General features: G+C 66.9%; 23 protein-coding genes. 9 read left to right on the forward strand and 14 right to left on the reverse strand.

The features are described from left to right. Positions 1-81 precede the first annotated feature (81 nt). Positions 82-2,031, forward strand: a complete 1,950-nt coding sequence (locus J0J10_RS12435) for an FUSC family protein (RefSeq protein WP_291646865.1) — start codon at positions 82-84, stop codon at positions 2,029-2,031. A 127-nt stretch (positions 2,032-2,158) separates the two neighbouring features. On the opposite strand, the gene gpmI is transcribed toward J0J10_RS12435, so the two are convergent. Continuing rightward, complete coding sequence (gene gpmI / locus J0J10_RS12440) at positions 2,159-3,673, reverse strand: 2,3-bisphosphoglycerate-independent phosphoglycerate mutase (protein ID WP_291646866.1); 1,515 nt, start codon at positions 3,671-3,673, stop codon at positions 2,159-2,161. Between the two features lie 103 nt (positions 3,674-3,776). On the opposite strand from gpmI, the gene J0J10_RS12445 reads away from it, so the two are divergent. After that, positions 3,777-4,517: a haloacid dehalogenase type II gene (locus J0J10_RS12445; RefSeq protein ID WP_291646867.1), complete on the forward strand. Its 741-nt coding sequence runs from the start codon at positions 3,777-3,779 to the stop codon at positions 4,515-4,517. 18 nt (positions 4,518-4,535) lie between these two features. Here the strand turns inward: J0J10_RS12445 and J0J10_RS12450 are convergent, their stop codons facing one another. Continuing rightward, positions 4,536-5,303, reverse strand: coding sequence for an SDR family oxidoreductase (locus J0J10_RS12450; protein WP_291646868.1), 768 nt, complete (start codon positions 5,301-5,303; stop codon positions 4,536-4,538). Between the two features lie 113 nt (positions 5,304-5,416). Between J0J10_RS12450 and J0J10_RS12455 the strand changes: the two genes are divergently transcribed. After that, positions 5,417-6,454, forward strand: a complete 1,038-nt coding sequence (locus J0J10_RS12455) for an L-idonate 5-dehydrogenase (protein WP_291646869.1) — start codon at positions 5,417-5,419, stop codon at positions 6,452-6,454. A 283-nt stretch (positions 6,455-6,737) separates the two neighbouring features. Here J0J10_RS12455 and J0J10_RS12460 read toward each other — a convergent pair whose 3' ends face one another. The 5 genes from J0J10_RS12460 to ybaK all read right to left on the reverse strand — a co-directional run bounded on the left by J0J10_RS12460 (position 6,738) and on the right by ybaK (position 11,523). Further along, positions 6,738-7,982 (reverse strand): Zn-dependent hydrolase, encoded by a 1,245-nt coding sequence (locus J0J10_RS12460; protein ID WP_291646870.1) that lies wholly within the window; start codon positions 7,980-7,982, stop codon positions 6,738-6,740. A 27-nt stretch (positions 7,983-8,009) separates the two neighbouring features. Next, complete coding sequence (locus tag J0J10_RS12465; RefSeq protein WP_291646871.1) at positions 8,010-9,296, reverse strand: TRAP transporter large permease; 1,287 nt, start codon at positions 9,294-9,296, stop codon at positions 8,010-8,012. Beyond that, the gene (locus J0J10_RS12470; RefSeq protein ID WP_291646872.1) at positions 9,293-9,796 is read right to left on the reverse strand and encodes a TRAP transporter small permease; all 504 of its coding nucleotides are present in this window, start codon (positions 9,794-9,796) and stop codon (positions 9,293-9,295) included. The genes J0J10_RS12465 and J0J10_RS12470 overlap by 4 nt, the downstream gene beginning before the upstream one ends. Before the next feature lie 93 nt (positions 9,797-9,889). Continuing rightward, positions 9,890-10,879, reverse strand: a complete 990-nt coding sequence (locus J0J10_RS12475) for a TRAP transporter substrate-binding protein (RefSeq protein WP_291646873.1) — start codon at positions 10,877-10,879, stop codon at positions 9,890-9,892. Between the two features lie 170 nt (positions 10,880-11,049). After that, complete coding sequence (gene ybaK, locus J0J10_RS12480) at positions 11,050-11,523, reverse strand: Cys-tRNA(Pro) deacylase (protein WP_291646874.1); 474 nt, start codon at positions 11,521-11,523, stop codon at positions 11,050-11,052. Between the two features lie 216 nt (positions 11,524-11,739). On the opposite strand from ybaK, the gene J0J10_RS12485 reads away from it, so the two are divergent. Beyond that, positions 11,740-12,642 (forward strand): MBL fold metallo-hydrolase, encoded by a 903-nt coding sequence (locus J0J10_RS12485; RefSeq protein ID WP_291646875.1) that lies wholly within the window; start codon positions 11,740-11,742, stop codon positions 12,640-12,642. A gap of 51 nt (positions 12,643-12,693) precedes the next feature. Here the strand turns inward: J0J10_RS12485 and J0J10_RS12490 are convergent, their stop codons facing one another. From J0J10_RS12490 to J0J10_RS12510, 5 genes are all read right to left on the reverse strand, one after another. Beyond that, positions 12,694-13,320, reverse strand: coding sequence for a rhodanese-like domain-containing protein (locus tag J0J10_RS12490; protein WP_291646876.1), 627 nt, complete (start codon positions 13,318-13,320; stop codon positions 12,694-12,696). A gap of 40 nt (positions 13,321-13,360) precedes the next feature. After that, on the reverse strand, positions 13,361-13,582 hold the full coding sequence (locus tag J0J10_RS12495) for a YgaP family membrane protein (RefSeq protein ID WP_291646877.1): 222 nt from the start codon (positions 13,580-13,582) through the stop codon (positions 13,361-13,363). 277 nt (positions 13,583-13,859) lie between these two features. Further along, on the reverse strand, positions 13,860-14,936 hold the full coding sequence (locus tag J0J10_RS12500) for a YeeE/YedE family protein (protein WP_291646878.1): 1,077 nt from the start codon (positions 14,934-14,936) through the stop codon (positions 13,860-13,862). Between the two features lie 35 nt (positions 14,937-14,971). Further along, on the reverse strand, positions 14,972-15,349 hold the full coding sequence (locus J0J10_RS12505; RefSeq protein WP_291635949.1) for an ArsR/SmtB family transcription factor: 378 nt from the start codon (positions 15,347-15,349) through the stop codon (positions 14,972-14,974). Beyond that, positions 15,346-15,756 (reverse strand): thioredoxin domain-containing protein, encoded by a 411-nt coding sequence (locus J0J10_RS12510; RefSeq protein WP_291646879.1) that lies wholly within the window; start codon positions 15,754-15,756, stop codon positions 15,346-15,348. Before J0J10_RS12510 ends, J0J10_RS12505 begins: the two co-directional genes overlap by 4 nt. 81 nt (positions 15,757-15,837) lie before the next feature. On the opposite strand from J0J10_RS12510, the gene J0J10_RS12515 reads away from it, so the two are divergent. Then, on the forward strand, positions 15,838-16,548 hold the full coding sequence (locus tag J0J10_RS12515) for a cytochrome c biogenesis CcdA family protein (protein ID WP_291647041.1): 711 nt from the start codon (positions 15,838-15,840) through the stop codon (positions 16,546-16,548). Positions 16,549-16,558: 10 nt separating this feature from the next. Continuing rightward, positions 16,559-17,131, forward strand: a complete 573-nt coding sequence (locus J0J10_RS12520; protein ID WP_291646880.1) for a SoxW family protein — start codon at positions 16,559-16,561, stop codon at positions 17,129-17,131. A 91-nt stretch (positions 17,132-17,222) separates the two neighbouring features. Here the strand turns inward: J0J10_RS12520 and soxX are convergent, their stop codons facing one another. Then, entirely contained in the window at positions 17,223-17,828 is a 606-nt protein-coding gene (soxX, locus tag J0J10_RS12525) for a sulfur oxidation c-type cytochrome SoxX (RefSeq protein WP_291647042.1), read from the reverse strand. A gap of 14 nt (positions 17,829-17,842) precedes the next feature. Continuing rightward, the gene (gene soxA, locus J0J10_RS12530; RefSeq protein WP_291647043.1) at positions 17,843-18,634 is read right to left on the reverse strand and encodes a sulfur oxidation c-type cytochrome SoxA; all 792 of its coding nucleotides are present in this window, start codon (positions 18,632-18,634) and stop codon (positions 17,843-17,845) included. A 216-nt stretch (positions 18,635-18,850) separates the two neighbouring features. Between soxA and soxY the strand changes: the two genes are divergently transcribed. The 3 genes from soxY to soxB all read left to right on the forward strand — a co-directional run bounded on the left by soxY (position 18,851) and on the right by soxB (position 21,541). Beyond that, positions 18,851-19,306, forward strand: coding sequence for a thiosulfate oxidation carrier protein SoxY (gene soxY, locus J0J10_RS12535; protein ID WP_291635942.1), 456 nt, complete (start codon positions 18,851-18,853; stop codon positions 19,304-19,306). 52 nt (positions 19,307-19,358) lie between these two features. Beyond that, the gene (gene soxZ, locus J0J10_RS12540; protein WP_291635940.1) at positions 19,359-19,688 is read left to right on the forward strand and encodes a thiosulfate oxidation carrier complex protein SoxZ; all 330 of its coding nucleotides are present in this window, start codon (positions 19,359-19,361) and stop codon (positions 19,686-19,688) included. 155 nt (positions 19,689-19,843) lie between these two features. Next, positions 19,844-21,541 carry a thiosulfohydrolase SoxB gene (soxB, locus tag J0J10_RS12545; protein WP_291646881.1) on the forward strand — a complete coding sequence of 566 codons (1,698 nt, stop codon included), beginning with the start codon at positions 19,844-19,846 and terminating at the stop codon, positions 21,539-21,541. Positions 21,542-21,585: the final 44 nt, after the last annotated feature.

Consider the following 21,585-nt stretch of genomic DNA (forward strand, 5'->3'; position numbering starts at 1 on the left):
TGACAAACTGGCTGCGATGGTAGAAGCCTCGCTGCGGACCGTGCCGCACGCCGCGGCACGCGCGATCTGATAAAAACTCACATGAACCCGCTTCCCGCCCTCGCCAGGCTCGGTTTCGACACCGGGCGCCTCGGCTTCACGCTGCGCACCTGCTTCGCCGCCTGCCTCGCGCTGCTGGCCGCCTGGGCGCTCGGGCTCGAGCACCCGCAATGGTCGGCGATGACCGTCTTCGCCTCGGCCCAGCCGGCCCGCAACATGCTCCTGGAAAAGGCCTTCTTCCGCGGCGTCGGCACGCTCGCCGGCACGGCGGTCGGCGTCGTCCTGATGCTGCTCTCCGGCGGCCTGCCGCTGCCGGTCATGCTCGGGCTGGCGCTCTGGGTCGGGCTCTGCGCCTTTGCCGGCAATCTGCTGCGCGGCTTCGTCTCCTATGGCGCCCTCATCGCCGGTTTCTCGGCGGCAATGGTGGTGCTGCTCGATATCGGCCACCCCGACCATGTTCTCCTTCTGGCTATGGACCGGTTGCTGACCGTGCTGACCGGGATCGTGACGGCCCTGGTCGTCGGGCTTCTCTTCGCACCGAAGGAGGGCGAGGACGCCGTCGCCGGCGAAGCGCGGCAACTGGCCATCCGCGTGCTGCGGCAGCTCACGAGCCTGCTTTCGGGGACGCGGCCCGGCGCCGAGGAGCAGCGGCAGACCTTGCGACAGCTCGCCTTGCTCGACGAAGCGCTCGAACCTCACGGCGCCGGCTCGCTCCGCTCGCGCCGCTCGGCCCGCAGCATACGCAGCCTGATCTCGGCGCTGGTCTCGGCCCTTGTCTGGCTCAGGACCGCACCGGAAACGCTGCGAGCCGAGCCGGTCGGAAAACTGCTCGAACAGGCGGCCGGCGCCCTGGAAGGCGCGGCCCCGGTTACCGAGATTCTGCCCCTGCTCGAACAGGCGGCCGATCTCGCGAGCGAGCACCCGCCCCTGCGGGATGCGATCCTGCGCCTGGAGGCCGCCGCGAAGGAGCGGATCGGCGTCAGCGACGGCGAAATCCGGCCGGCGCGCATCGAGCATCCGGTCATCCTGCATCGCGACTGGGTCGGCGCCCGGCAGGCCGCCCTGCGCGCCGGCGGCATCATGCTGGGGCTGGGCACGCTCTGGGTGGTCACCGGCTGGCAGGCCGGCGCGTTGCTGCTGCTCGGAACTTCGGTGATGGTGACGCTGTTCTCGACCTGGGAGAATCCGGCGCTGATCATGCGCAAGGTGCTGGTCGGCCAGGCCTGCGGCGCCCTCGCAGCGCTCGCCTGCCGCTGGCTGGTCTGGCCGCATGCGACGAGCGAGCTCGAGCTCGTCCTGATGCTGATGCCCTTCATCATGCTCGGCGCCCTGCCGATGGCCCATCGCCGCACGATGCTCGGCTCGATCGACTACTGCATGGCCCTGCTGCTGCTGTCGCAGCCCGCCTTGCCGCTCAAGGGGGACCTCGCCGGCACCGTCTTCACCGCGCTCGCCGTCGTGTCGGCGCCGCTCCTGACCCTGATCGCCTTCCGCACCATCTTCCCGACCGATGCACGCCAGCGCCTGCAGGTGCTCGCCGGCATGATGCTGAGGGAGTTGCAGGATCTCTGCAGCGCGCCCGAGGCGGCGCTGCGCGCCGCGACCTGGCGGGCCCGGCTCAATCACCGGCTGCTGCGGCTGGTGCGCCTGTCGCAACAGGCGGGCGAGCGGGCGGGCACGCAGGAGGATGGCGGCATCGCCGTGTTCGCGGTCGGCATGGCGGTGCTGCGCCTGCGCGCCATGCTGGCGGAAACCGACCTCGCCCCGGCCACCGCGCACGCGATCAGGCTGGCGCTGGCGCGCATCGCCAATGCGGCAGAGCAGCCCGGCAGAGCGGTGCAGGCCCTGGACGAACTCGCGAGCCGCCTCGACGAGGCAGGGCGCGGCGAGGCGGAATCGCTGCGCGCCGCAAGCCGCGCCCTCGCTGCCCAGGCTTCATTCTTCCAGGATCAGGGCGGCCGCCCTGATGCGGCGGCCGGTGCTCCCGGCTGACTCCAGAAAGCCGCGCCATAGCATCGGACCGAAAATGTGGACTCCACTTTTCGGAAAACTCCGATGCGATAACACTGAGATAGATCACCGTGACCGCGTCCGAACGGAGGCGCGGCGATCCAGGCCTTCAGCGCAGCAGCGACGAACCCGTCATCTCTGCCGGCTGCTTCAGTCCGAGCAAGGCGAGCAGCGTCGGCGCGACATCGGCGAGGCGCCCCTCGGCCAGCGCCTTGGCACCGCTGCCGATCACCATCGCCGGCACCGGGAAGGTGGTGTGGGCGGTATGCGGATTGCCGGTCACCGGATCGACCATCAGCTCGCAATTGCCGTGGTCAGCCGTCACGAAGAGCGCGCCGCCCTTGGCGAGGATCGCGTCTGCGATCTTGCCGAGGCCGGCATCGACGGTCTCGACCGCCTTGACCGCGGCCGAGAGCACGCCGGTATGGCCGACCATGTCGGGATTGGCGAAGTTCAGCACGAACAGGTCATAGGTCCCGCTCTCGATGGCGGCGACGACCTTCTCCGTCAGCTCCGGCGCCGACATCTCCGGCTGGAGGTCATAGGTCGCGACCTTGGGCGACGGCGTCATGCTGCGCGCCTCGCCTTCATAGGGTTCCTCGCGCCCGCCATTGAAGAAATAGGTGACGTGCGGGTACTTCTCGGTCTCGGCGAAGCGGATCTGCTTCAGCCCCGCCCTGGCGACGGTCTCGCCGAGCCCGTTCGCCAGGCTCTGCGGGGAAAACAGCGCCGGCATCAGCGGATCGAGCTCGGAACTGTAGGAGGTCATGCCGACCGCAGCGACGAGCTTCGGCGCCTTCGGCCGCGGGAATCCGCTGAACTCGGCGAAGAGCAGCGGCGCGAGAATTTCGCGGATGCGGTCGGCCCGGAAATTGAAGCTGAGCAGCCCGTCGCCATCCTTCATGCCGCCGAATCCCGCGATCACCGCCGGCTTGATGAATTCGTCGCTGACATTGGCGGCATAGGCCGCCTCGATCGCCGCGGCCGCGCCGGGCATCTGTTCGCCCTCGCCGAGCGCCATCGCCTTCCAGGCGAGTTCGACCCGCTCCCAGCGGTTGTCGCGGTCCATGGCGTAATAGCGCCCGGACAGGGTCGCGACCTTGACCTGCTCCGGCAGGGCCGCCTGAAGCGCCGCGACATAGTCGCCGGCCGAGCGCGGCGGCGTATCGCGGCCATCGGTGAAGACATGGATCACGGCCGGAATGCCGGCCTCGACCAGCAGCTTCGCCAGCGCCACGGCATGGTCCTGATGGGCATGCACACCGCCGGGCGAGACCAGGCCGATGAGATGGCAGGTGCCGCCGCTCGCCTTCAGCTTCGCGATCAGGCCGCTCGCCGCGAGCGCCTGCTTCAGCGTGCCGTCGGTGATCGCCTGGTTGATGCGCGGCAGGTCCTGCATCACGACGCGCCCGGCGCCGAGATTGAGATGGCCGACCTCGGAATTACCCATCTGGCCCTCTGGCAGGCCGACATCGAGCCCGCTGGTGCGCAGGAAGGCATGCGGCGAGGACGTCCAGAACCGGTCGAAATTCGGCGTATTCGCCAGACGAACCGCGTTGTTGTTCGCGTCGTCGCGCCAGCCCCAGCCATCGAGGATCATCAGCATGACGGGACGGCTGGACATCTTGGCAACCTGTGCATCTGCGAAAAGGTGTTTGTGCGGATATCACGCTCCGCGCGGCCAAGGCGAGCGCTAAGGTGGCGCAAGCGGAGGCAGGAGAGCGCGTATGACGATCAAGGCAGTGGTGTTCGATGCCTATGGCACGCTCTTCGACGTGCAGTCCGTCGCCGGACTGACCGAGGCGGCCTTTCCCGGCCATGGCGGCACGATCACGCAGATCTGGCGGCTGAAGCAGCTCGAATACACCTGGCTGCGCTCGCTGATGGGCCGCTACGAGGATTTCTGGAGCGTCACCCGGGCCTCGCTCGACTTCACGCTGAAGACGCTCGGGCTCGAAGCGACGCCCGAGCTCATCGCCCGCATCGCCGCCGCCTATGACGCGCTCGCCCTCTACCCGGAAGCGCTGGACGCGCTGAAAGGCCTCGCGCCGACACGGCTCGCCATCTTCTCCAATGGCAGCCCGTCCATGCTGACCAACCTTACCAGGCAGGCGGGGATCGACGGCCTGCTTGAGACGGTGATCAGCGTCGACGAGATCAGGGCCTACAAGCCCGATCCGCGCGGCTACCGCCTCGTCGAGGACAGGCTCGACCTCTCCCGAGAGGAGATTCTGTTCGTCTCCTCCAACGGCTTCGACATCGCCGGCGCCAAGGCCTATGGCCTCACCGTCGCCCGCATCGAGCGGATCACGCCCGCCGCGCTGCGCGCCGAACTCACGAGCGGCGCGATCGGCCCGGCGGCGATGTTCAAGGCGCTGCGCATGCAGCCCGAACAGCTCGGCGAGCCCGCCGATCTCACCATTTCGGCGCTGACGGAGCTCGTGCCCTATGTGGCTGCGCGGCGCTGACGGCGCTGCTGCGCCCGCTCACACCACGCTGGTCAGGCCGCCATCGACCATCAGCAGATGGCCGCTGACATAATCCGAGGCTTCCGAGGACAGGAAGATCGCCGCGCCGATCAGCTCCCTGGTCTCGCCCCAGCGCCCGACCGGCGTGCGGCTCTTGACCCAGTTCGAGAAGGTCTCGTCGGCAATCAGGGCCTTGTTGAGCTCGGTGACGATATAGCCCGGGCCGATCGCGTTGACCTGGATGTTGTGCTTGCCGAGCTCGGCGGCGAGGCCCTGCGTCATCAGCGCGACCGCGCCCTTGGTCGCGGTATAGGGCACGATGGTCGGCCGGCCGAGCTTGCTCATCACCGAGCCGATGCTGACGATCTTGCCGCGATTGCGTGGCGCCATGCGCTTCGCCACCGCCTGGGTGACGTAGAATACCGAATGCAGGTTGGTGGCGACGAGGAAATGCCAGTCCTCTGCCGGGAAGTCGACGAAGGCGCCGCGCTTCTGCGTGCCGGCATTGTTGATCAGGATGCCGATCGGCCCGATTTCGGCCTCGATCGCCGCGACGCCAGCCTCGACCGCCTTCTGGTCGGTGACGTCGAAGGGGGCGATGGAAACCTTGTGCCCGGCGGCGGCGATCGCGCCCTGCGCCGCTTCGAGCTTCGTCTTGTCGCGTCCGTTCAGGACGACATGCGCTCCGGCCGCCGCCAAGCCCTCGGCCATGGCGAGGCCGATGCCCTGGCCGGAGCCCGTGACCAGGGCGATACGCCCATCGAGCTTGAACAGATTGAGCGACATCCTATCCTCCCGGTCTCGTAGCTTGGCACCTCGTCCCGGCTTGGGTAAGCGTTTTAAAACGATTAGACAATCGCCGGGACCGCATAGCCGTTGGTCCCACAGGGAGAGCTTCCATGCGCGCCGTCGTCATCCATGCCGAGAAGGATCTCCGTGTCGAGGAGACAGCCACTCCCGACCTCGGCCCGCTCGACGTCCGCGTCCGCGTCAAGGCCGGCGGCATCTGCGGCTCCGACCTGCATTACTACCTGCATGGCGGCTTCGGCACGATCCGCGTGCGCGAGCCGATGATCCTCGGCCACGAGATCGCCGGCATCGTCGAGGCGGTCGGCGCCGAGGTCTCGCGCGTCGCTCCGGGCGATCTCGTCGCGGTCAATCCGAGCCGCTCCTGCGGGCGCTGCCGCTATTGCCAGGCCGGCCAGCAGCAGCACTGCCTCGACATGCTGTTCTATGGCAGCGCCATGCGCTTTCCCCACGTCCAGGGCGGCTTCCGCGAGCAGCTGGTCATCGAGGAGCGCCAGGCGGTGAAGCTCCCCGCCCATGTCGGCGCAGCGCAAGCGGCCTTCGCCGAGCCGCTCGCGGTCTGCCTGCATGCCGCCAAGCGCGCCGGCCCGCTGCTCGGCAAACGCGTGCTGGTCACCGGCTCCGGGCCGATCGGCGTGCTGACCGTCGTCGCGGCCCGCGCCGCCGGCGCCGGCGAGATCGTCGTCACCGACGTGGTCGACGGACCGCTGCCGATCGCCCTCAAGATGGGCGCGACCACCGCGATCAACGTCATGGCCGAGCCGGACCGGCTCAAGGCCGATTACGGCGCCGACAAGGGCAGCTTCGACGTGATGTTCGAAGCCTCCGGCAACCAGCACGCCCTGACCGGCGCCTTCGACGTCGTCCGCCCCGGTGGCGTCATCGTGCAGATCGGCGTCGGCGGCAATTTCACCCTGCCGATGAACGTCGTCGTCGCCAAGGAATTCGAGCTGCGCGGCTCCTTCCGCTTCCATGAGGAATTCGATTGGGCGGTGGCGCTGATCGCGTCGGGCCGGATCGACCTCTCGCCGCTGCTCACCGCCTCGATCCCGATCGCGCGTGCCGTCGAGGCCTTCGACCTCGCCGCCGACAAGTCGAAGGCGATGAAGGTACAGCTCGCCTTCGACTGAGGAGGCTTGCCCTTAGAACATTTTCGAGCGAAGTGGGCACCGGTTCGCGTGAAGAAAATGCGATAAAACAAAGAGCTAGAGCATTTCTCGCGGTTCAGCGAAGCGCGGAAATGCTCTGGAGGCGCGGCATTCCGGCTCGAGCCCTCGAGGCCGGCATGACCATGCGGCGGGAACGACAGCACGCTCAGATCGCCGCGTGTCCTTCCGGACGCACGGCGATCCATCTCTGTCTCATGGCACCGTATTCATCCGAAAAGCGGACTCTGCCTTTCGGACCGAGGCTCTAGCGGTCGGCGCGCGCGACCACCGCCTGGAGCAGCACGTTGAGGCCGGGCTCGAGATCGCCCCGGTCGCAGTCTTCGGCGTTGTTGTGGGTGATGCCGCCCTTGCAGGGCGCGAAGATCATCGTGGTCGGCGCATGGCGGGCGACGAAATAGGCGTCGTGCCCGGCCTGGCTGAGGATGTCCTGCGTCCGGTAACCCATGGCGAGCGAGGCGCTGCGCACCTGATCGATCAGCTCCGGAGCGAAGATCGCCCCACCCCAGTTCCAGACATCGAGGATTTCGGCAGTGCACCCTGCCCGCGCAGCCGCCTCGCCGACCGCACGGCGCATCCGCTCGGCCATCACCAGCGCGGTTTCCGGGTCGGGATGGCGGACGTCACAGACGGTCTGAGCCCAGTCGGAGAGAATGCCGGGCTTGTTCGGCCAGGCGATCAGCCGTGCCGCCGTCGCCTTGCCGCCGCTGCCAGCATATTCCCAGCCGAGCTCGTCGACGGCGACCAGCAGGCGCGCGCCGGCGATCAGCGCGTTTTTGCGCCGCTCCATCGGCCAGGGACCGGTATGGGCGGTCTCGCCGCGGAACTCGACCAGCATGCCGGTGCTCGGGAAGCCGCCGGTGACGACACCGACCTGCATGCCGTCGCGATCGAGATAATAGCCCTGCTCGATATGGAACTCGAAATAGGCGTCGAAGGCGTGCGGCTTCTCTTCCATCTCGCCGAGATAGCCGATCCGCGCCAGCTCCTCGCCGATCGACTTGCCGTCATCGTCGCGGCGCTCGCGCGCCCAGTCGAGCCCATAGGCGCCGACGAAGCAGCCGGAGCCGACCATCGGCGGCGAGAAGCGGCTGCCTTCCTCATTGGTCCAGTTGACCACTTCGAGCGGCCGGCGGGTGCGGTGGCCGAGCGCGTCGAGCGCCAGGCAAACCTCGAGCCCGCCGAGCACGCCGGCGATGCCGTCGAAGCGCCCGCCATTGACCTGGGTGTCGAGATGGCTGCCCATCACCACCGGCGGCAGGCTGTCGTCGAGGCCGGAGCGGCGGGCGAAGATATTGCCCATGCCGTCGATGCGGACCGTCAGCCCGGCCTCGCGGCACCAGCCGACGAATTCGTCGCGCATCTGCTTGTCGGCATCGCCGAGCGCGAGACGCGAGAGGCCGCCCGGCCGCCCGGGGCCGATCTCGGCCGAACGCGCGAGGGTCGCCCAATAGCGCTCGATATCGACGCGCGCAGATGCTGGCAGTGCCATCACACTCTCCTGACTATCTAGATATTTTCAGTGGCCGAACAGGCGCGCCGGACCGAGCACGATGCCGGGGAACAGCACCATCAGCAGCAGCACCGCCACCATCGAGCCGATGAACGGCAGCAGATAGCGGAACGAAGCCGACATCGGGATGCCGCCGACCCGGCAGGCCGCCATCAGGTCGATGCCGAGCGGCGGCGTGTTGGCGCCGATGGCGAGGTTGACCGTCAGCAGTACGCCGAAGAACACCGGGTCGATCTGATAGGCGCGCAGGATCGGGATGAAGACGGGCGCCAGGATCAGGATGATCGCGATCGTCTCCATGAAGGTGCCGAGGACCAGCAGCACGGCCATCATCATGAGGAGCGCGACGGTGGCGCTGCTGGTCGCCGAGGAGATCGCGTTGACGATCAGCTGCGGCACCTGCTCAGCAGCCAGGATCCAGCCGAAGATGCTGGCGCAGGCGATGACGAACAGGATCGAGGCCGAGCTTTCCGCTGTCTGCCTCACCAGGTTCCAGACCAGCGGGACGGTGAGCTTGCGATAGATCAGCCCGCCGACGATCAGCGCATAGAGCACGCCGATACCGGCGGCTTCCGTCGCCGTGAAGATGCCGCCGCGAATGCCGCCGATGATGATCACCGGACCGAGCAGAGCGAGCGCGGAATCCTTCAGCGCCAGCCAGAGCTCGCCCCAGTTGAAGGCCTCGCCACCGCGCCAGTCGTTCCGGCGGGCGATGACATAGGCGACGATCATCAGGCCGAGGCCGGTCAGAATGCCGGGGATGATGGCCGCGACGAAGAGCGCGCCGATCGAGGTGTTGGTCGCGGTGCCATAGACGATCAGCACGATGCTGGGCGGAATCACCGTGCCGAGCGAGCCGGCGCAGCCGAGCAGCGAGCAGGAGAAGCCGGTATCGTAGCCGCGCTCCTTCATCGCCGGCAGCATCATCGTGCCGATCGCCACGACGTCGGCGACGCCGGAGCCGGACAGCGCGCCGAACAGCATGCAGCCCATCACCATCACGATGGCGAGTCCGCCGCGTGCGCGCCCGACCAAGGCGCTGCAAAGCCGGATGATGCGCGGCGTCAGATCGCCGTGCAGCAGCAAAAGGCCGGCGAGCAGGAAGAGCGGGATCGCGAGCAAGGTGAATGAATCGATGCCGGCGATGACGCGCTGCGCCACGACGATCAGCGGCGCAAGATCGGATACGAGCAGATAGACGACAGAGGCGAGGCCGAGCGCGACCGCGATCGGTGCGTCCAGCGCCACCAGCACGGTGAAGCTGGCGAGCAGCAGGGCAAGTCCGAGCGTCACGGGGCGCGCTCCTTGAACAGGGGCAGAAGGATAACGATGGCCGAGAGGCCGGCTCCGATCGGCAGCGCGACGTAGACTACGGCATTGGGGATCTGCAGCGCGGTCGTCAGGCTGTCGAGGCCGGCTTCGGTGAGCTGCCAGCCGGTATAGGCGAGGATGACGAAGAACAGCGCCGTCAACAGCCGGGCAACCAGCTCCAGCCCGCGCCGCCGGCGTTCATTGCGCACCAGCAGGGGCAAGAGGCCGGCATTGAGATGGCTGGCACGCACCGTCGCCGGCACGAGGCCGATGAAGACGCTCCAGATCAGCAGGCTGCGCGGCAGCTCCTCGGACCAATAGGGCGTGGTGCTGAAAACATAGCGCCCGAGGGCGACATAGACCACGACGGCGCTGAAGAGCGCGACGCCGAGGGAGGACACGCCCAACGTCAGCCGGTCGACGATGTCGACCGCACGGGCGAGCGCGCCTTTTGACGCGGCAGGCGATGAGTCGGGGGTCATGAGAGCCTCTCCTCGGCGGGAATGGGATCGCCGGAAGGCGAGACGCCGCCAGGCCTTCGCCTGGCGGCGTCCTGCCGGTCCGCGATTGCGGACTTACTTGCGGTACTTGTCGAGCAGCGCCATCAGGGCCGGGCCATAAACGGCCTCCTGCGACTTCCAGACCGGCTGGACCGCGGCGATGAACGGCGTCGGATCGACCTTGTTGACGGTCATGCCCTTGGCGGTCAGCTTCTCGACCAGCTGCTGGTCGGAGGCGGTGACCATCTTGCGCTGCTCGTCGCGCCATTTGGCGGCGGCGGCCAGCACGGCATCCTTGTCGGCCGGGCCGACCTGATCCCAGATGCGCTTGCTGACGACGAGGCAGGCGGCACCCCAGACATGGCCGGTCAGGGCGGCGTATTTCTGGACGTCGGCGAAGGACGAGGAATCGATGATCGAGAGCGGATTCTCCTGCGCGTCGAACACGCCCTGCTGCAGCGCCGAATAGAGCTCGCCGAAGGCCAGCGGCGCCGGCTCCGCGCCGAGGGCGCGGAAGGTGTCGAGCCGGACCTTGTCGGGCGTCACGCGGATCTTCACGCCCTTCAGGTCTTCCGGCTTGTTGACCGGCGCCTTCTTGGTGGTGATGTGGCGATAGCCGTTCTCCCACCAGGACAGCACGACGATGTTCTTGGCCGCGAGCAGCTTGGCGAGCTCGGTGCCCATCTCGCCGTCGAAGGCGGCGAAGGCCTTCTCTCGGGTCGGCCAGGCATAGGGAAGCTCGACGATGCCCATGCGCGGCTCGATCGGCTGGAAGGAGCCGCTGCCGATGACGCCGCCCTGCATGGTGCCGATCTGGAGGCCTTCGACGACGTCCTTCTCGGTGCCGAGCTGACCCGACGGGAAGACCTGGATGGTGACGCGACCCTCGGTCGCCTTGGCGACGTCCTCGGCGAAGCCCTTGGCCGCGACATTCCAGCTGTGGCTCTCGGCGAGCACATGGCCGAGCCGGATCTGGACCTTGTTCTGCGCCATGGCCGGCACGGCGGCGAAACAGCCGAGGACCGCGGCGACCTTCGCCAACGCGGTCATTCCGACGAATTTCATGGTTCTTACCCCTCTATGCGGTTTTCTAGATATGCCCGTGATTGTTTGAGGCACGGGCGTGGCTGGCAAATAGATATTGGCTATGCTTGGCATCCGGGCCATGCTCAAGCCCGGCGCTCAGCTATCCGCCCTCCCCGTACGGGGCTGGGACAGCGCGGCTTTCGGCTGCTTCAGGCTATCACCGGTGCCGTCATGGCGTTCAGCGCCGTGACCAGATCGGCCGGCCGCATCCTAAGCTGCAATCCGCGCTGGCCGCCATTGAGATAGACCAGCTCATGCGCCAGCGCCTGCTCCTCGAGCGCGGTCGCAATCCGGCGCATCTGGCCGAAAGGGCTGATTCCGCCGACCTTGTAGCCGGTCAGCCGCTCGGCCTCGGGCGGCTTCATCATCTGGGCCGACTTGCCGCCGAAGGCCGCGGCGAGCTTCTTCATCGAGACTTCGCGATCGGAGGGCACGATCACGCAGACCGGCTTACCGTCGACCAGCGCCATCAGTGTCTTGAGCACGCGCTGCGGCGGCTCGCCCAGCGCCTCCGCCGCCTGCAGGCCGACCTTGTCGGCGCCGGGATCGTAATCATAGCTGTGGACGGTGAAGGCGACGCCCGCCTGCTCCAGCGCCTTCGTCGCCCGTGTCGCCTTCGACATTCCGCCTCCAGGGCGCAGCCGCCATGGCCGCAACCGTCCGATGAGGCGCGGACCATCTTCCGCCGCCGGAGCAACGTCAATGCGGCCGGCTGCGGGCCGGAAGCCAACCGGACGCCGCCCGCCCGGCGACAAGGGCCGCAGCCCGACTTGCCCGCCTCCGGAAAGGCGATATATTCAAAGATAAAGATACATCTAACAAGATCATGGGGAGGTCATATGCTGAACCGTCGCGACATCCTGCTCGGCGGCACGGCCGCTGCGCTGGCCGGCTCCGTTTCGGGCGCCGTTTCCCAGGTGGTCGCCACGGCCAGACAGGGCGAGCGGGCGATCTCGATCCTCAGCGACGGCAGCTTCGAGATGCCGCAATCGATGCTGGCGCGCGATGTCCCGCTCGACGCGATCGCCCAGGCGACCAAGGCGAGCGGCCCGACCGTCAGCGTGCTGAACGTGACCTGCTTCAGGCAGGGCGATCAGGTCGTCGTGTTCGATTGCGGCTCGGGCGCCAACTTCCTGCCCGGAACCGGCAAGCTCGCCGCCAGCCTGGAAGCCGCCGGCATCGCGCCCGACAGCGTCACCCATGTGCTCTTCACCCATCTCCACCCCGACCATTTCTGGGGGGCGCTCGACGATTTCGACACGCCGCTCTTTCCGAACGCCCGCTGGCATGCCGACAGGCGCGAGGTCGCCTTCTGGACCGACGCCAAGGTCTACGACAAGCTGCCCGAGGATCGGCACGCCTTCGCCGCCGGGGCGCAGCGCATCGTCAAGGCGCTCGGAGAATCGCTGGAGCTGCACGATGCCGGGTCGGAATGGGCACCGGGCGTGGCCGCTTTCGACACGGCGGGCCATACGCCCGGCCATGTTTCCTTCGAACTCAAGGATACGAGCGGCCCGGTCTTCGTGCTCGGCGATGCGCTGACGCACAGGATCGCCTCCTTCGCCCATCCGGAATGGCGCCCGGCCTCCGACCATGACCCCGACCTCGCGGTTGCGACCCGGCGCAGGCTGCTCGACCGCGCCGCGAACGAGAAGGCGCGGGTAATCGGCTATCATCTCGATGGCGCCATCGGCCGTGTCGAGCGCGACGGCAACGCCTATCGCTTCGTCTCCGGCGGCTGAGCGCGACGGGACCATGCGGCAACGCCGGTCTCGCCGGCGCGCCGCCCGAATTCAGCGTCCCGCAGCGTAGAACTTCGCCTTGTCGGGCTTGTAGGTCCAGGCCAGCCCGGCATTCTTCCAGCCGTTGACCGTGCGCTGGCCGTAAGGGGAAGCATCCCCCTCGAAGCCCTCATACTGGCTGTAGACCTGGGTGAACCCGGCTTCTGCCAGCTTGTCGACGGCGCGGGCCGAACGGTCGCCGGAGCGGCACATCAGGATGACGCGGTCGTTCTTGGTGAGGCCCTTGGCCGCCAGGAGCCGCTCCACGTCCCGGCTGAAGACCGGATTGGCATCGAGCTTGTAGCGCCCTTCCTTGTCGTCCCAGTCCCAGAACTCGGTGACCTCGACGAAAGGGACGTGACCGTCGATCGTCGGTGCCCAGCCGGTGAACATCATCTCCGCCCGGGTCCGCACATCGACGAACAAGGTGCGGGCCCCCTCCCGGCCCATCGTCTCGGCCGCCTCGCGCGGCCGCATATAGAGGCCGAGAGAGGTCTGCTTGGCCTTGGGGATGGTGGCCTGAGCCTGGGCCGAGGCTGCCACCGGCGCGGCGCCGGGGGCAGCCGGAGCCTGCGCCGAGGCGGAAGAGACTGCGGCGGCCATGACGATGGCCGACAGGATGGCGATCTCGCGTTTCATGCGGATATCCCTCACCGGTTCTCGGCTATGCCCGCGCCGCTCAGCGTGACTGGTGCGGGCAGGTGCGGATGCCGAGCAGCGTATAGGCCGGGCAGAAGCGGAACAGCGCCGTCGTCAGCATGACCAGCCCCCAGGCCGTCAGCGCGTATTTCCACTGGCCCCAGCCGGCGACCAGTTCGGCTAGCGGCGAGACGAAGGCCGCCATGACGAGCACGATACCGACGAAGAAACGCACCCAGCGATCAAGGACACCGACATTCATCGACCCGCTCCATGGTTATGACATATTAATATTCATATATCTGAATTATAAAATGTCAATAGGACCGATATGCAGCATGGCTGGTCCGTGGCCATGATTGTGCAAGCCATCGAGCCGCTGTTCGATGATGTCGATCAAACAAGACAGCGATTTCCGGGCTTTCAGGCCTTCCGCCCTGTATGTCGCCAGCACGGCGTGCCGGATCGCCGCAGCTTTCAGCCGCCTGGAATGCACTGCTGGCGCATATCGCCGCAGGGTGACGCCGAACGCGCTCCGCTCAGCGGCGGAAGATGAAGAGGTTACGGATCGAACCTTCCATCAGGAAGGCGATACCGAGTCTGGCGCCGATCATCATGCCGCCGATCGCCAGTGGCCAGGACAACGCCATCATCGAGCCCGCCGAGATGCCCTGCCCGATCGTGCAGCCGCCGGCGAGCACGCCGCCGCCACCCATCAACACCGCGCCGAGGAGATGCCGGCGCATCTCGTAATGGTCGTCGAAGGCCTCCCAGCGGAACTCCGCGTCGAACAGCGCCGAGACGAAGGAACCGCAGATCACGCCGACGATCGTGCCGACGCCGAAATCGAACAGCCCGACCGGGGTGGTCAGCACCGCATAGAGCGCGCGGCCGACCGGCGACACGAAGGTGAGGCTCTGCGTGCGCGGGTTGAGGGCGAACTCGTCGATGGCGACTCCGGTCGCCCACCAGCCCAGGACCACGCCGAGCCCGAGCGTCACCCCCGCGAGCAACAGGCGTGGCGAGCGCCGCAGCCGCCGGTCGATCACGACCGCGCCGATCAGCAAGGCCGGCGCAACGATGCCGAGCGCGAGCCGCAGATCCCCGAGCCCCAGCCATTCCAGCACCGAGGGCAGATCGCCCTGGACCGAGCCCGGCACGGCGACCGCAACCTGCTCCAGAACGTCGATCCGCAACGGCGCCAGGATGCCGCGCAGCGTCGCATAGGCCACTGCGCCGAAGACCATCATCACGATCAGGCTGCGCAGATCGCCGGCACCGAGCCGGATCAGCGAGCCGAAGCTGCAGGTGCCGACCAGCGCCATGCCGATACCGAACAAGGTGCTGCCGAGGAGGATCGAGAACCAGGCGAGCGCGCCCGGCACATAGGTCGAGAACGCGGGCGAGAGATCACCGCGCCAGATCATCAACTGCGTGCCAAACAGCGCAATGGCGAGCGCCAGCCCGAATATCCGCAGCCTGCGGGTATCGCCGCCGATCCAGAAATCCTCGACCGCCCCGAAAGAGCAGAGTCGCGCCCGTCGCACGGTGAAGCCGCATGCGGCGCCGATCCCGACGCCGACCAGCGTCACAGCCCAAGGGGAGAGCGGCGCCACGGCTCAGCGCACAGGCGAGGGAACCATTTCGGTCGTCAATCCTCTTTCGCCGGCTTCTGCGGTCCACAGAAAATGTCGTAGATCACCGAGATCACGCGCCTGACATCGTCGTTGGCGAGGCTGTAATAGATCGCCTTTCCATCCCTTCGCGTCGTCACCAGCTGGTCGAGCCGCAGCCGCGCCAATTGCTGAGACACCATGGGCTGACGCAGCGAAAGGATATGCTCCAGCTCGGTCACCGTGCGCTCGCGTTCTGCGAGCAGGCAGAGCAGCAGCAAGCGGTTCTCATGCGAGAGCGCCTTGAGGAAATCGCTCGCCTTGCGCGCCTTGCGCATCAGGACATCGAGCTCGGGCGAGAACTCCTCGCCGTCGCGCAGCTCGGTCTCGAGAGCCTTGGAAACGATCGCGCTCATTGCTTTTCCATTGTCGCGGACAGGCCGCTCGTTCGCTCTATCGACTTTTCTATGTCAGCAAGCATCTTGCCAAGCAAACCCCAGAACGTGTCGTTGCTGAGATAGCCGGTGATCCGGCCGATCTCGCACCCCTCGGAAACCAGCACGAAGGTCGGCGTGTAGCGCACCGGCTTGGCGAGGCCTGGCTCAGGCGCGCCGCCCTTGCCGAGGTCGATCCGCCGGAGCGGTGCCGCCCGCCCCTCCGCCGTCTTGTCGTAGCCAGGGGCGACCTCGCGGTCCCAGCGCTCGCACCAGACGCAGCCCGCGCGCTCGAACATCAGGAGTTCCGCACCGCGCGCCGCCATGGCCGGCAGCAGCAGCGCAGAGGCGACAAGCAAGGCACGCATGACATTGGCGGTTGCATTCATCCCGTTAACATAGTCGTATTCAGATATATAAACCAGAGGCAGGATCAGGGCGTGTTCGACATCTCGATCGCAGGTGCCTTCATGGCCGGGCTGCTCTCCTTCCTCAGCCCCTGCGTGCTGCCTTTGGTGCCGCCCTATCTCTGCTTCCTGGCCGGGGTCGGCATCGGCGAATTGTCCGGTTCGAGCGGCAGGCTCGAGGCCCGCCAGTCGCGCCGGATCGTGATGATGGCCGGCGCCTTCGTGCTCGGCTTCACCACCGTCTTCGTCGCGCTCGGCGCCACCGCTTCGACCATCGGCACCGTCGTCACCGCCTATTTCGAGACGCTTTCGATCATCGCCGGCGCGCTGATCCTGATCATGGGCCTGCATTTCCTCGGCTGGCTGCGGATCCCCCTGCTCTATCGCGAGGCGCGTTTCCAGACCGAGCGCAAGCCGGCGAGCATGATCGGAGCCTATCTCGTCGGCCTCGCCTTCGCCTTCGGCTGGACCCCTTGCGTCGGGCCGGTGCTGGCGACGGTGCTGATGGTCGCCGGGGCGGAAGGAACCGCCGCCCGCGGCGCCACCCTGCTCGCCGCCTATTCGCTGGGGATCGGCGTGCCCTTCCTGCTCGCGGCCGTGTTCGCCGGTCCGTTCCTCAATCTGATGGCGCGGTTCCGCCGCCACATGCCGGTGGTCGAGAAGACCATGGGCGCGGCCCTCGTCGTCACCGGCCTGCTGTTCATGACCGGCACCATGCCGGTGCTGGCCGGCTGGCTGCTCCAGACATTTCCGGCCCTCGGCACGATCGGATAGAGAGAGGCTGATGCTGACGCGCAGAATCCTGCTGGGCACCGCCCTCGCGGCGACGCTGGCCAAACCGGCGGCGGCCGCCGCCACCCTGGGCGAGGACGGGCTCTACCATCTCGACTGGTATCTCGAGAGCTTCCTCGACCTCGCCGAGGACCTGCAGGGCGCGACCGCCAACGGCAAGCGGCTCGCCATCATGTGGGGGCTGAAGGGCTGCCCGGCCTGCCGCCGCATGCACGAGGTCCATCTCGCCGACCCCGCCATCGAAGGCTACATCAAGGCGAATTTCGAGGTGCTGCACCTCAACCATATCGGCGCGCGCGAGGTCACCGATTTCGACGGCGGCAAGCTCGGCGAGAAGCAGCTCGGCGAGCGCTACGGGGTCAGGTTCACCCCGACGATCCAGTTCCTGCCCGAACATGCGGACGGGCTGAAGGATCGCAAGCCACAAGCCCGCGAAGTCGCACGCATGCCCGGCCTGCTCGAGCCACCGCAATTCCTGGCGATGTTCCGTTATGTCCGCGAGAAGGGCTATGAGAGCGCGCCCTTCCCCGACTGGCTGAAGCGCAATCCGGTCAAGTCGGGCTGAGCCGAAACGAAGAAGGCGGGCCGCAGATGCGACCCGCCTTCACCGTATTCCCGGCCGCAAGAGCGGATCGCCCCCGCCTGCACCTTTGTCGCTACTTGTTCACCGGCGATTCCGGGTCGAACAGATAGGCCATCACATCCTTGATCTGCTGCTCGTCGAGCACCTTGTTGACGCCGAAGCGCGGCATGTTCGAGCAGGGAACCACCGCCATCGAGTTGTAGATCTTGGTATAGGCGTCCTTGATCGTCTCCGGATCGTATTTCCGGTCCTTGCCATAGGCGGCGAGACTCGGACCGAGCGTGCCGAAGCTGACCTCTTTCGGGTCGAGCTGGTGGCAGGCGAAGCAGTTGCCGCCGGAGACGGTGTTCGGCGCGTCGGAGAACTGGCCGCCGCGCCCGTTATTGGCGACCTGATAGCCCTTCTTCCAGTCGCCGAGGAATTTTCCGTCGGCGGGGTAGGAGACGCGCGCCGATTCGCGCTTCAACATCGCCTCGGACTGCGCCGAGGACGGGTTGTTGCGGGTCGTGTTGCAGACGGCGAGCGACTCGTCCGGCTTGATCCGGGCCTGCCATTCCGGCGGCGCCTTGCCGAAGGTCGCGGCAAGGTAAGCGTCGATCACGGCCTGGCTCGGCCGCTCGTCGGCAAGCGCCGCGCCGGCCGAAAGCAGCAGCGCGGCACCGGCGAAGATGTGCTTCATCATGTCGTGCCCCTTCAGCGCTTGATCGACGGAACCTTGATCTCGCCGCCTTCGGCCTGCTTCTGCAGGAAGACGGTGAGAGCGGTCAGCGCGTCGGTGCCATAGCCGGGCACCGGCCAGCGCTGCTGGCGATAGCAGTCCCAGAGCCGGTGCTGCATGGTGCGCAGCGCGCTCTGCGAGACGCGATAGGTCGGCCAGGAAGCCATCGTCTCCTGCGCGGGCTTTCCCTTCACCGAAAGGTTCGGCAGCCCCTGCAGGCGGATGCGCTTGCCTTCCTCGGCATGGCAGGTGGCGCAGGAGAAATCGTTGACGCCGCCGCGGGTGTAGAACAGCGCTTCGCCGACCGCCGCCATCTCCTTTTCCTTGGCATGGGAAAGCTGCGGCTGGATCTTCATATCGCTCGACTTGTTGGCGATGAAGGCGACGAGATCTTCCATGTCGGAAGCCCGGGCCGGGCCGGAGAAGCGCCGCGTCACCACTTCCCTGGTGTCGAGCCCCTGGATCTTGTCCATGCACCAGAGCAGGCGCTGCTCCGTGTCCATCACCTTGTCGGCATCGGCGAAATAGCGCGGCAGCTTGGCAAAGGCGCCTTCGAGCTTGCCCGGCCCCTCGCCGAGATCGCAGGCCTCCAGCGAAGCGTTCTTGGTGCCGCGTTTCTCCGCCCAGAGCACCTCGCCGCGGTCGACCGCCAGGAAGCCCGGATTGGAGAACGGGTCCGACAGCATCTGGCGATAGCGCTCGATTTCCTTTTCGCTATCGTCGAGCGGTGGCGACTGCGCGGTCAGATGGCCTGCGGCCATTGTCATGGCGGCAGCCAGCACGGCCGCCCCGATCATGGGGAGCTTCATCCCTTGCCCTTTCGTTCCCTCTGGCAACCGCGTTTTCGCGGCCCGTGCTGTACGCCTCTCTCTCTTTGGAGGGGCTTTACATTCACAAAAAACAATATCACGATACGTGAGAATGATCGCGAGCCGGCCCCGCCGTCAAGAGCGAAACAAGAACATTTCAAAGGAGGAAACCCGATGTCTTCAGGGCTTACGCGCCGCAGCACGATCACGGCCGGCGCCATTGCCGCCTTCGCCAGCCTGCTGGGCTCGCGCCTCGCCTTCGCCGATGAGAAGGCCGTCGAGGCCGAGATCAAGAAGCTCTATGGCGACAAGAAGCTGGGCGAAGGCAAGATCAAGCTCGACGTGCCTGAGATCGCCGAGAACGGCCTGGTCGTGCCCGTGAACGTCGAGGTCGAGAGCCCGATGACCGAGGCCGACTACGTCAAGGCCGTCCACATCTATGCCGACGGCAACCCGCTACCGGGCATTGTGAGCTACACCTTCACGCCGGCCTGCGGCAAGGCCTCGGCCGCCACCCGCATGCGCCTCGCCCAGACCCAGAACATCATCTGCGTCGCCGAGATGTCGAACGGCTCGCTGCACATGGCCAAGGCCAACATCAAGGTCACGATCGGCGGCTGCGGCGGCTGATTTCGCCGCCGCTTCAACGAGAACAACGACGCTTCAAGGTGAGGATGCTCCCATGACCACCAAGCCCACCCCGCGCGTGCGCGTGCCGGCCAAGGCCGCCGCCGGCGAGCTGATCGAGATCAAGACCCTGATTTCGCACGAGATGGAATCGGGCCAGCGCAAGGATTCGCAGGGCAAGACGATCCCGCGCAAGATCCTGAACAAGTTCAGCGCGAGCTTCAACGGCAAGCCGGTCTTCTCGGCCGACTGGCAGCCGGCAATTTCCGCCAATCCCTATCAGTCCTTCTTCTTCAAAGCGACGGAATCCGGCGAGTTCACCTTCACCTGGAAGGATGATGACGGCTCCGAATACACCGCCAAGAACAAGATCACGGTCGGCTGAGCCCTCTCGTCATTGCGAGCGCTAGCGAAGCAATCCAGTCTCTCAGAGCTCTGCCGCTCCTGGACTGCTTCGTCGCCTCGCTCCTCGCAATGACGGCCCAAGCGCCACTTGAAGAGCCCATGGATCGCGATGTGCGCGCATCCAAAGGATGAGTCATGATCTCGAGACGCGAATTCCTTCAGGCGACGGCGGCCGCGGCGGCGATTGCCACGGCCTCCGGCCTCGGCCCGCTCGGCCGGGCAGCCGCGCAGCAGAAGCTCTCCCAGGCCGATATCCTGCGCTTCGACCCGCTGGGCACGGTGACGCTTCTTTATGTCACCGACATCCATGCGCAGCTGATGCCGCTGCATTTCCGCGAGCCCTCGGTCAATCTCGGCGTCGGCCCGGCCAAGGGCCAGCCTCCGCATCTCGTCGACGCCGAGTTCCGCGCGCATTTCAAGATCGCCGCCGGCTCGGCCGACGCCTTCGCACTGACCTCCGATGATTTCACCAGCCTGGCCAAGACCTATGGCCGGATGGGCGGGCTCGACCGCGTCGCGACGCTCGCCAAGGCGATCCGGGCCGAGCGCGGCGACGACAAGGTTCTGCTGCTCGACGGCGGCGACACCTGGCAGGGCAGCTGGAGCTCGCTTCAGAGCAAGGGCCAGGACATGGTCGAGGTGATGTCGGCGCTGAAGACCGACGCCATGGTCGGCCATTGGGAGTTCACGCTCGGGGCCGAGCGCGTCAAGGAGATCGCCGAGAGCGCCTCCTTCGCCTTCCTCGCCCAGAACATCCGCGACAAGGAATGGAACGAGCCGGTCTTCCCGCCGCGCAAGGTCTTCGAGAGGGGCGGCGTCAAGATCGCCGTGATCGGCCAGGCCCTGCCCCGGACCGCGATCGCCAATCCGCGCTGGATGTTCCCGGACTGGGAGTTCGGCATCCGCGAGGAGGAAATCCAGAAGCAGGTCGAGGAAGCCCGCGCCGAGGGCGCTGCCATCGTCGTGCTGCTCTCCCATGACGGCTTCGACGTCGACAAGAAGCTGGCTTCGCGGGTCAAGGGCCTCGACATCATCCTGACCGCCCACACCCATGATGCGATGCCGGGGATGATCCGCGTCGGCGACACCGTGCTCGTCGCCTCCGGCTCGCATGGCAAATTCCTGTCGCGGCTCGACATCGCCGTGAAGGATGGCAAGGTCTCCGATATCCGCTTCAAGCTGATGCCGGTCTTCTCCGACGCCATCGCCCCGGATGCCGAGATGGCGGCGCTGATCAGGAAGGTCCGCGAGCCCTATGCCGCCGATCTCGCCAGGGAGATCGGCCGGACGGAGTCGCTGCTCTACCGGCGCGGCAATTTCAACGGCTCCTTCGACGATCTGATCTGCGACGCGATGCTGAGCCAACGCGACGCCGAGATCGCGCTCTCGCCGGGCTTCCGCTGGGGCGGCAGCCTGCTGCCGGGCGACGCCATCACCTGGGAGGCGATCACCAACGCCACCGCGATCACCTATCCCAACTGCTACCGCATGGAGATGACCGGCGCTCAGCTCAAGGAGATCCTCGAGGACGTCGCCGACAACATCTTCCACCCGGACCCCTATTTCCAGGGCGGCGGCGACATGGTCCGCGTCGGTGGCATGGGCTACGCGATCGATGTCGGCAAGCCGATGGGCAGCCGCATCTCCGGCCTGACGCATCTGAAGTCCGGCCAGCCGATCGAGGCCGCGAAGAAATACGTGGTCTCCGGCTGGGCCAGCGTCAACGAAGGCACGCAGGGGCCGCCGATCTGGGACGTGGTCCGCGACCATGTCGCCGCGACCAAGACGATCACCATCAAGCCGAACGACGCCGTCAAAGTCACCGGGGCCTGACGCGGTCTTTCGAGCCGCCTGCCCTCGCCCAAACAGGACGTATG

This window comes from Allobosea sp., assembly GCF_017308075.1.
Taxonomy (GTDB): domain Bacteria; phylum Pseudomonadota; class Alphaproteobacteria; order Rhizobiales; family Beijerinckiaceae; genus Allobosea.

Excerpts from the sequence above, each read along its gene's own strand:
- gpmI (WP_291646866.1), bottom strand. The coding sequence starts at position 3,673 with ATGTCCAGCCGTCCCGTCATGCTGATGATCCTCGATGGCTGGGGCTGG.
- J0J10_RS12435 (WP_291646865.1), top strand. The coding sequence starts at position 82 with ATGAACCCGCTTCCCGCCCTCGCCAGGCTCGGTTTCGACACCGGGCGC.
- soxY (WP_291635942.1), top strand. The coding sequence starts at position 18,851 with ATGTCTTCAGGGCTTACGCGCCGCAGCACGATCACGGCCGGCGCCATT.
- J0J10_RS12515 (WP_291647041.1), top strand. The coding sequence starts at position 15,838 with ATGGCCGGGCTGCTCTCCTTCCTCAGCCCCTGCGTGCTGCCTTTGGTG.
- J0J10_RS12445 (WP_291646867.1), top strand. The coding sequence starts at position 3,777 with ATGACGATCAAGGCAGTGGTGTTCGATGCCTATGGCACGCTCTTCGAC.
- J0J10_RS12495 (WP_291646877.1), bottom strand. The coding sequence starts at position 13,582 with ATGAATGTCGGTGTCCTTGATCGCTGGGTGCGTTTCTTCGTCGGTATC.
- J0J10_RS12485 (WP_291646875.1), top strand. The coding sequence starts at position 11,740 with ATGCTGAACCGTCGCGACATCCTGCTCGGCGGCACGGCCGCTGCGCTG.
- ybaK (WP_291646874.1), bottom strand. The coding sequence starts at position 11,523 with ATGTCGAAGGCGACACGGGCGACGAAGGCGCTGGAGCAGGCGGGCGTC.
- J0J10_RS12510 (WP_291646879.1), bottom strand. The coding sequence starts at position 15,756 with ATGAATGCAACCGCCAATGTCATGCGTGCCTTGCTTGTCGCCTCTGCG.
- J0J10_RS12490 (WP_291646876.1), bottom strand. The coding sequence starts at position 13,320 with ATGAAACGCGAGATCGCCATCCTGTCGGCCATCGTCATGGCCGCCGCA.
- J0J10_RS12450 (WP_291646868.1), bottom strand. The coding sequence starts at position 5,303 with ATGTCGCTCAATCTGTTCAAGCTCGATGGGCGTATCGCCCTGGTCACG.
- soxB (WP_291646881.1), top strand. The coding sequence starts at position 19,844 with ATGATCTCGAGACGCGAATTCCTTCAGGCGACGGCGGCCGCGGCGGCG.
- soxX (WP_291647042.1), bottom strand. The coding sequence starts at position 17,828 with ATGAAGCACATCTTCGCCGGTGCCGCGCTGCTGCTTTCGGCCGGCGCG.
- soxZ (WP_291635940.1), top strand. The coding sequence starts at position 19,359 with ATGACCACCAAGCCCACCCCGCGCGTGCGCGTGCCGGCCAAGGCCGCC.
- J0J10_RS12455 (WP_291646869.1), top strand. The coding sequence starts at position 5,417 with ATGCGCGCCGTCGTCATCCATGCCGAGAAGGATCTCCGTGTCGAGGAG.
- soxA (WP_291647043.1), bottom strand. The coding sequence starts at position 18,634 with ATGACAATGGCCGCAGGCCATCTGACCGCGCAGTCGCCACCGCTCGAC.
- J0J10_RS12460 (WP_291646870.1), bottom strand. The coding sequence starts at position 7,982 with ATGGCACTGCCAGCATCTGCGCGCGTCGATATCGAGCGCTATTGGGCG.
- J0J10_RS12475 (WP_291646873.1), bottom strand. The coding sequence starts at position 10,879 with ATGAAATTCGTCGGAATGACCGCGTTGGCGAAGGTCGCCGCGGTCCTC.
- J0J10_RS12520 (WP_291646880.1), top strand. The coding sequence starts at position 16,559 with ATGCTGACGCGCAGAATCCTGCTGGGCACCGCCCTCGCGGCGACGCTG.
- J0J10_RS12470 (WP_291646872.1), bottom strand. The coding sequence starts at position 9,796 with ATGACCCCCGACTCATCGCCTGCCGCGTCAAAAGGCGCGCTCGCCCGT.
- J0J10_RS12505 (WP_291635949.1), bottom strand. The coding sequence starts at position 15,349 with ATGAGCGCGATCGTTTCCAAGGCTCTCGAGACCGAGCTGCGCGACGGC.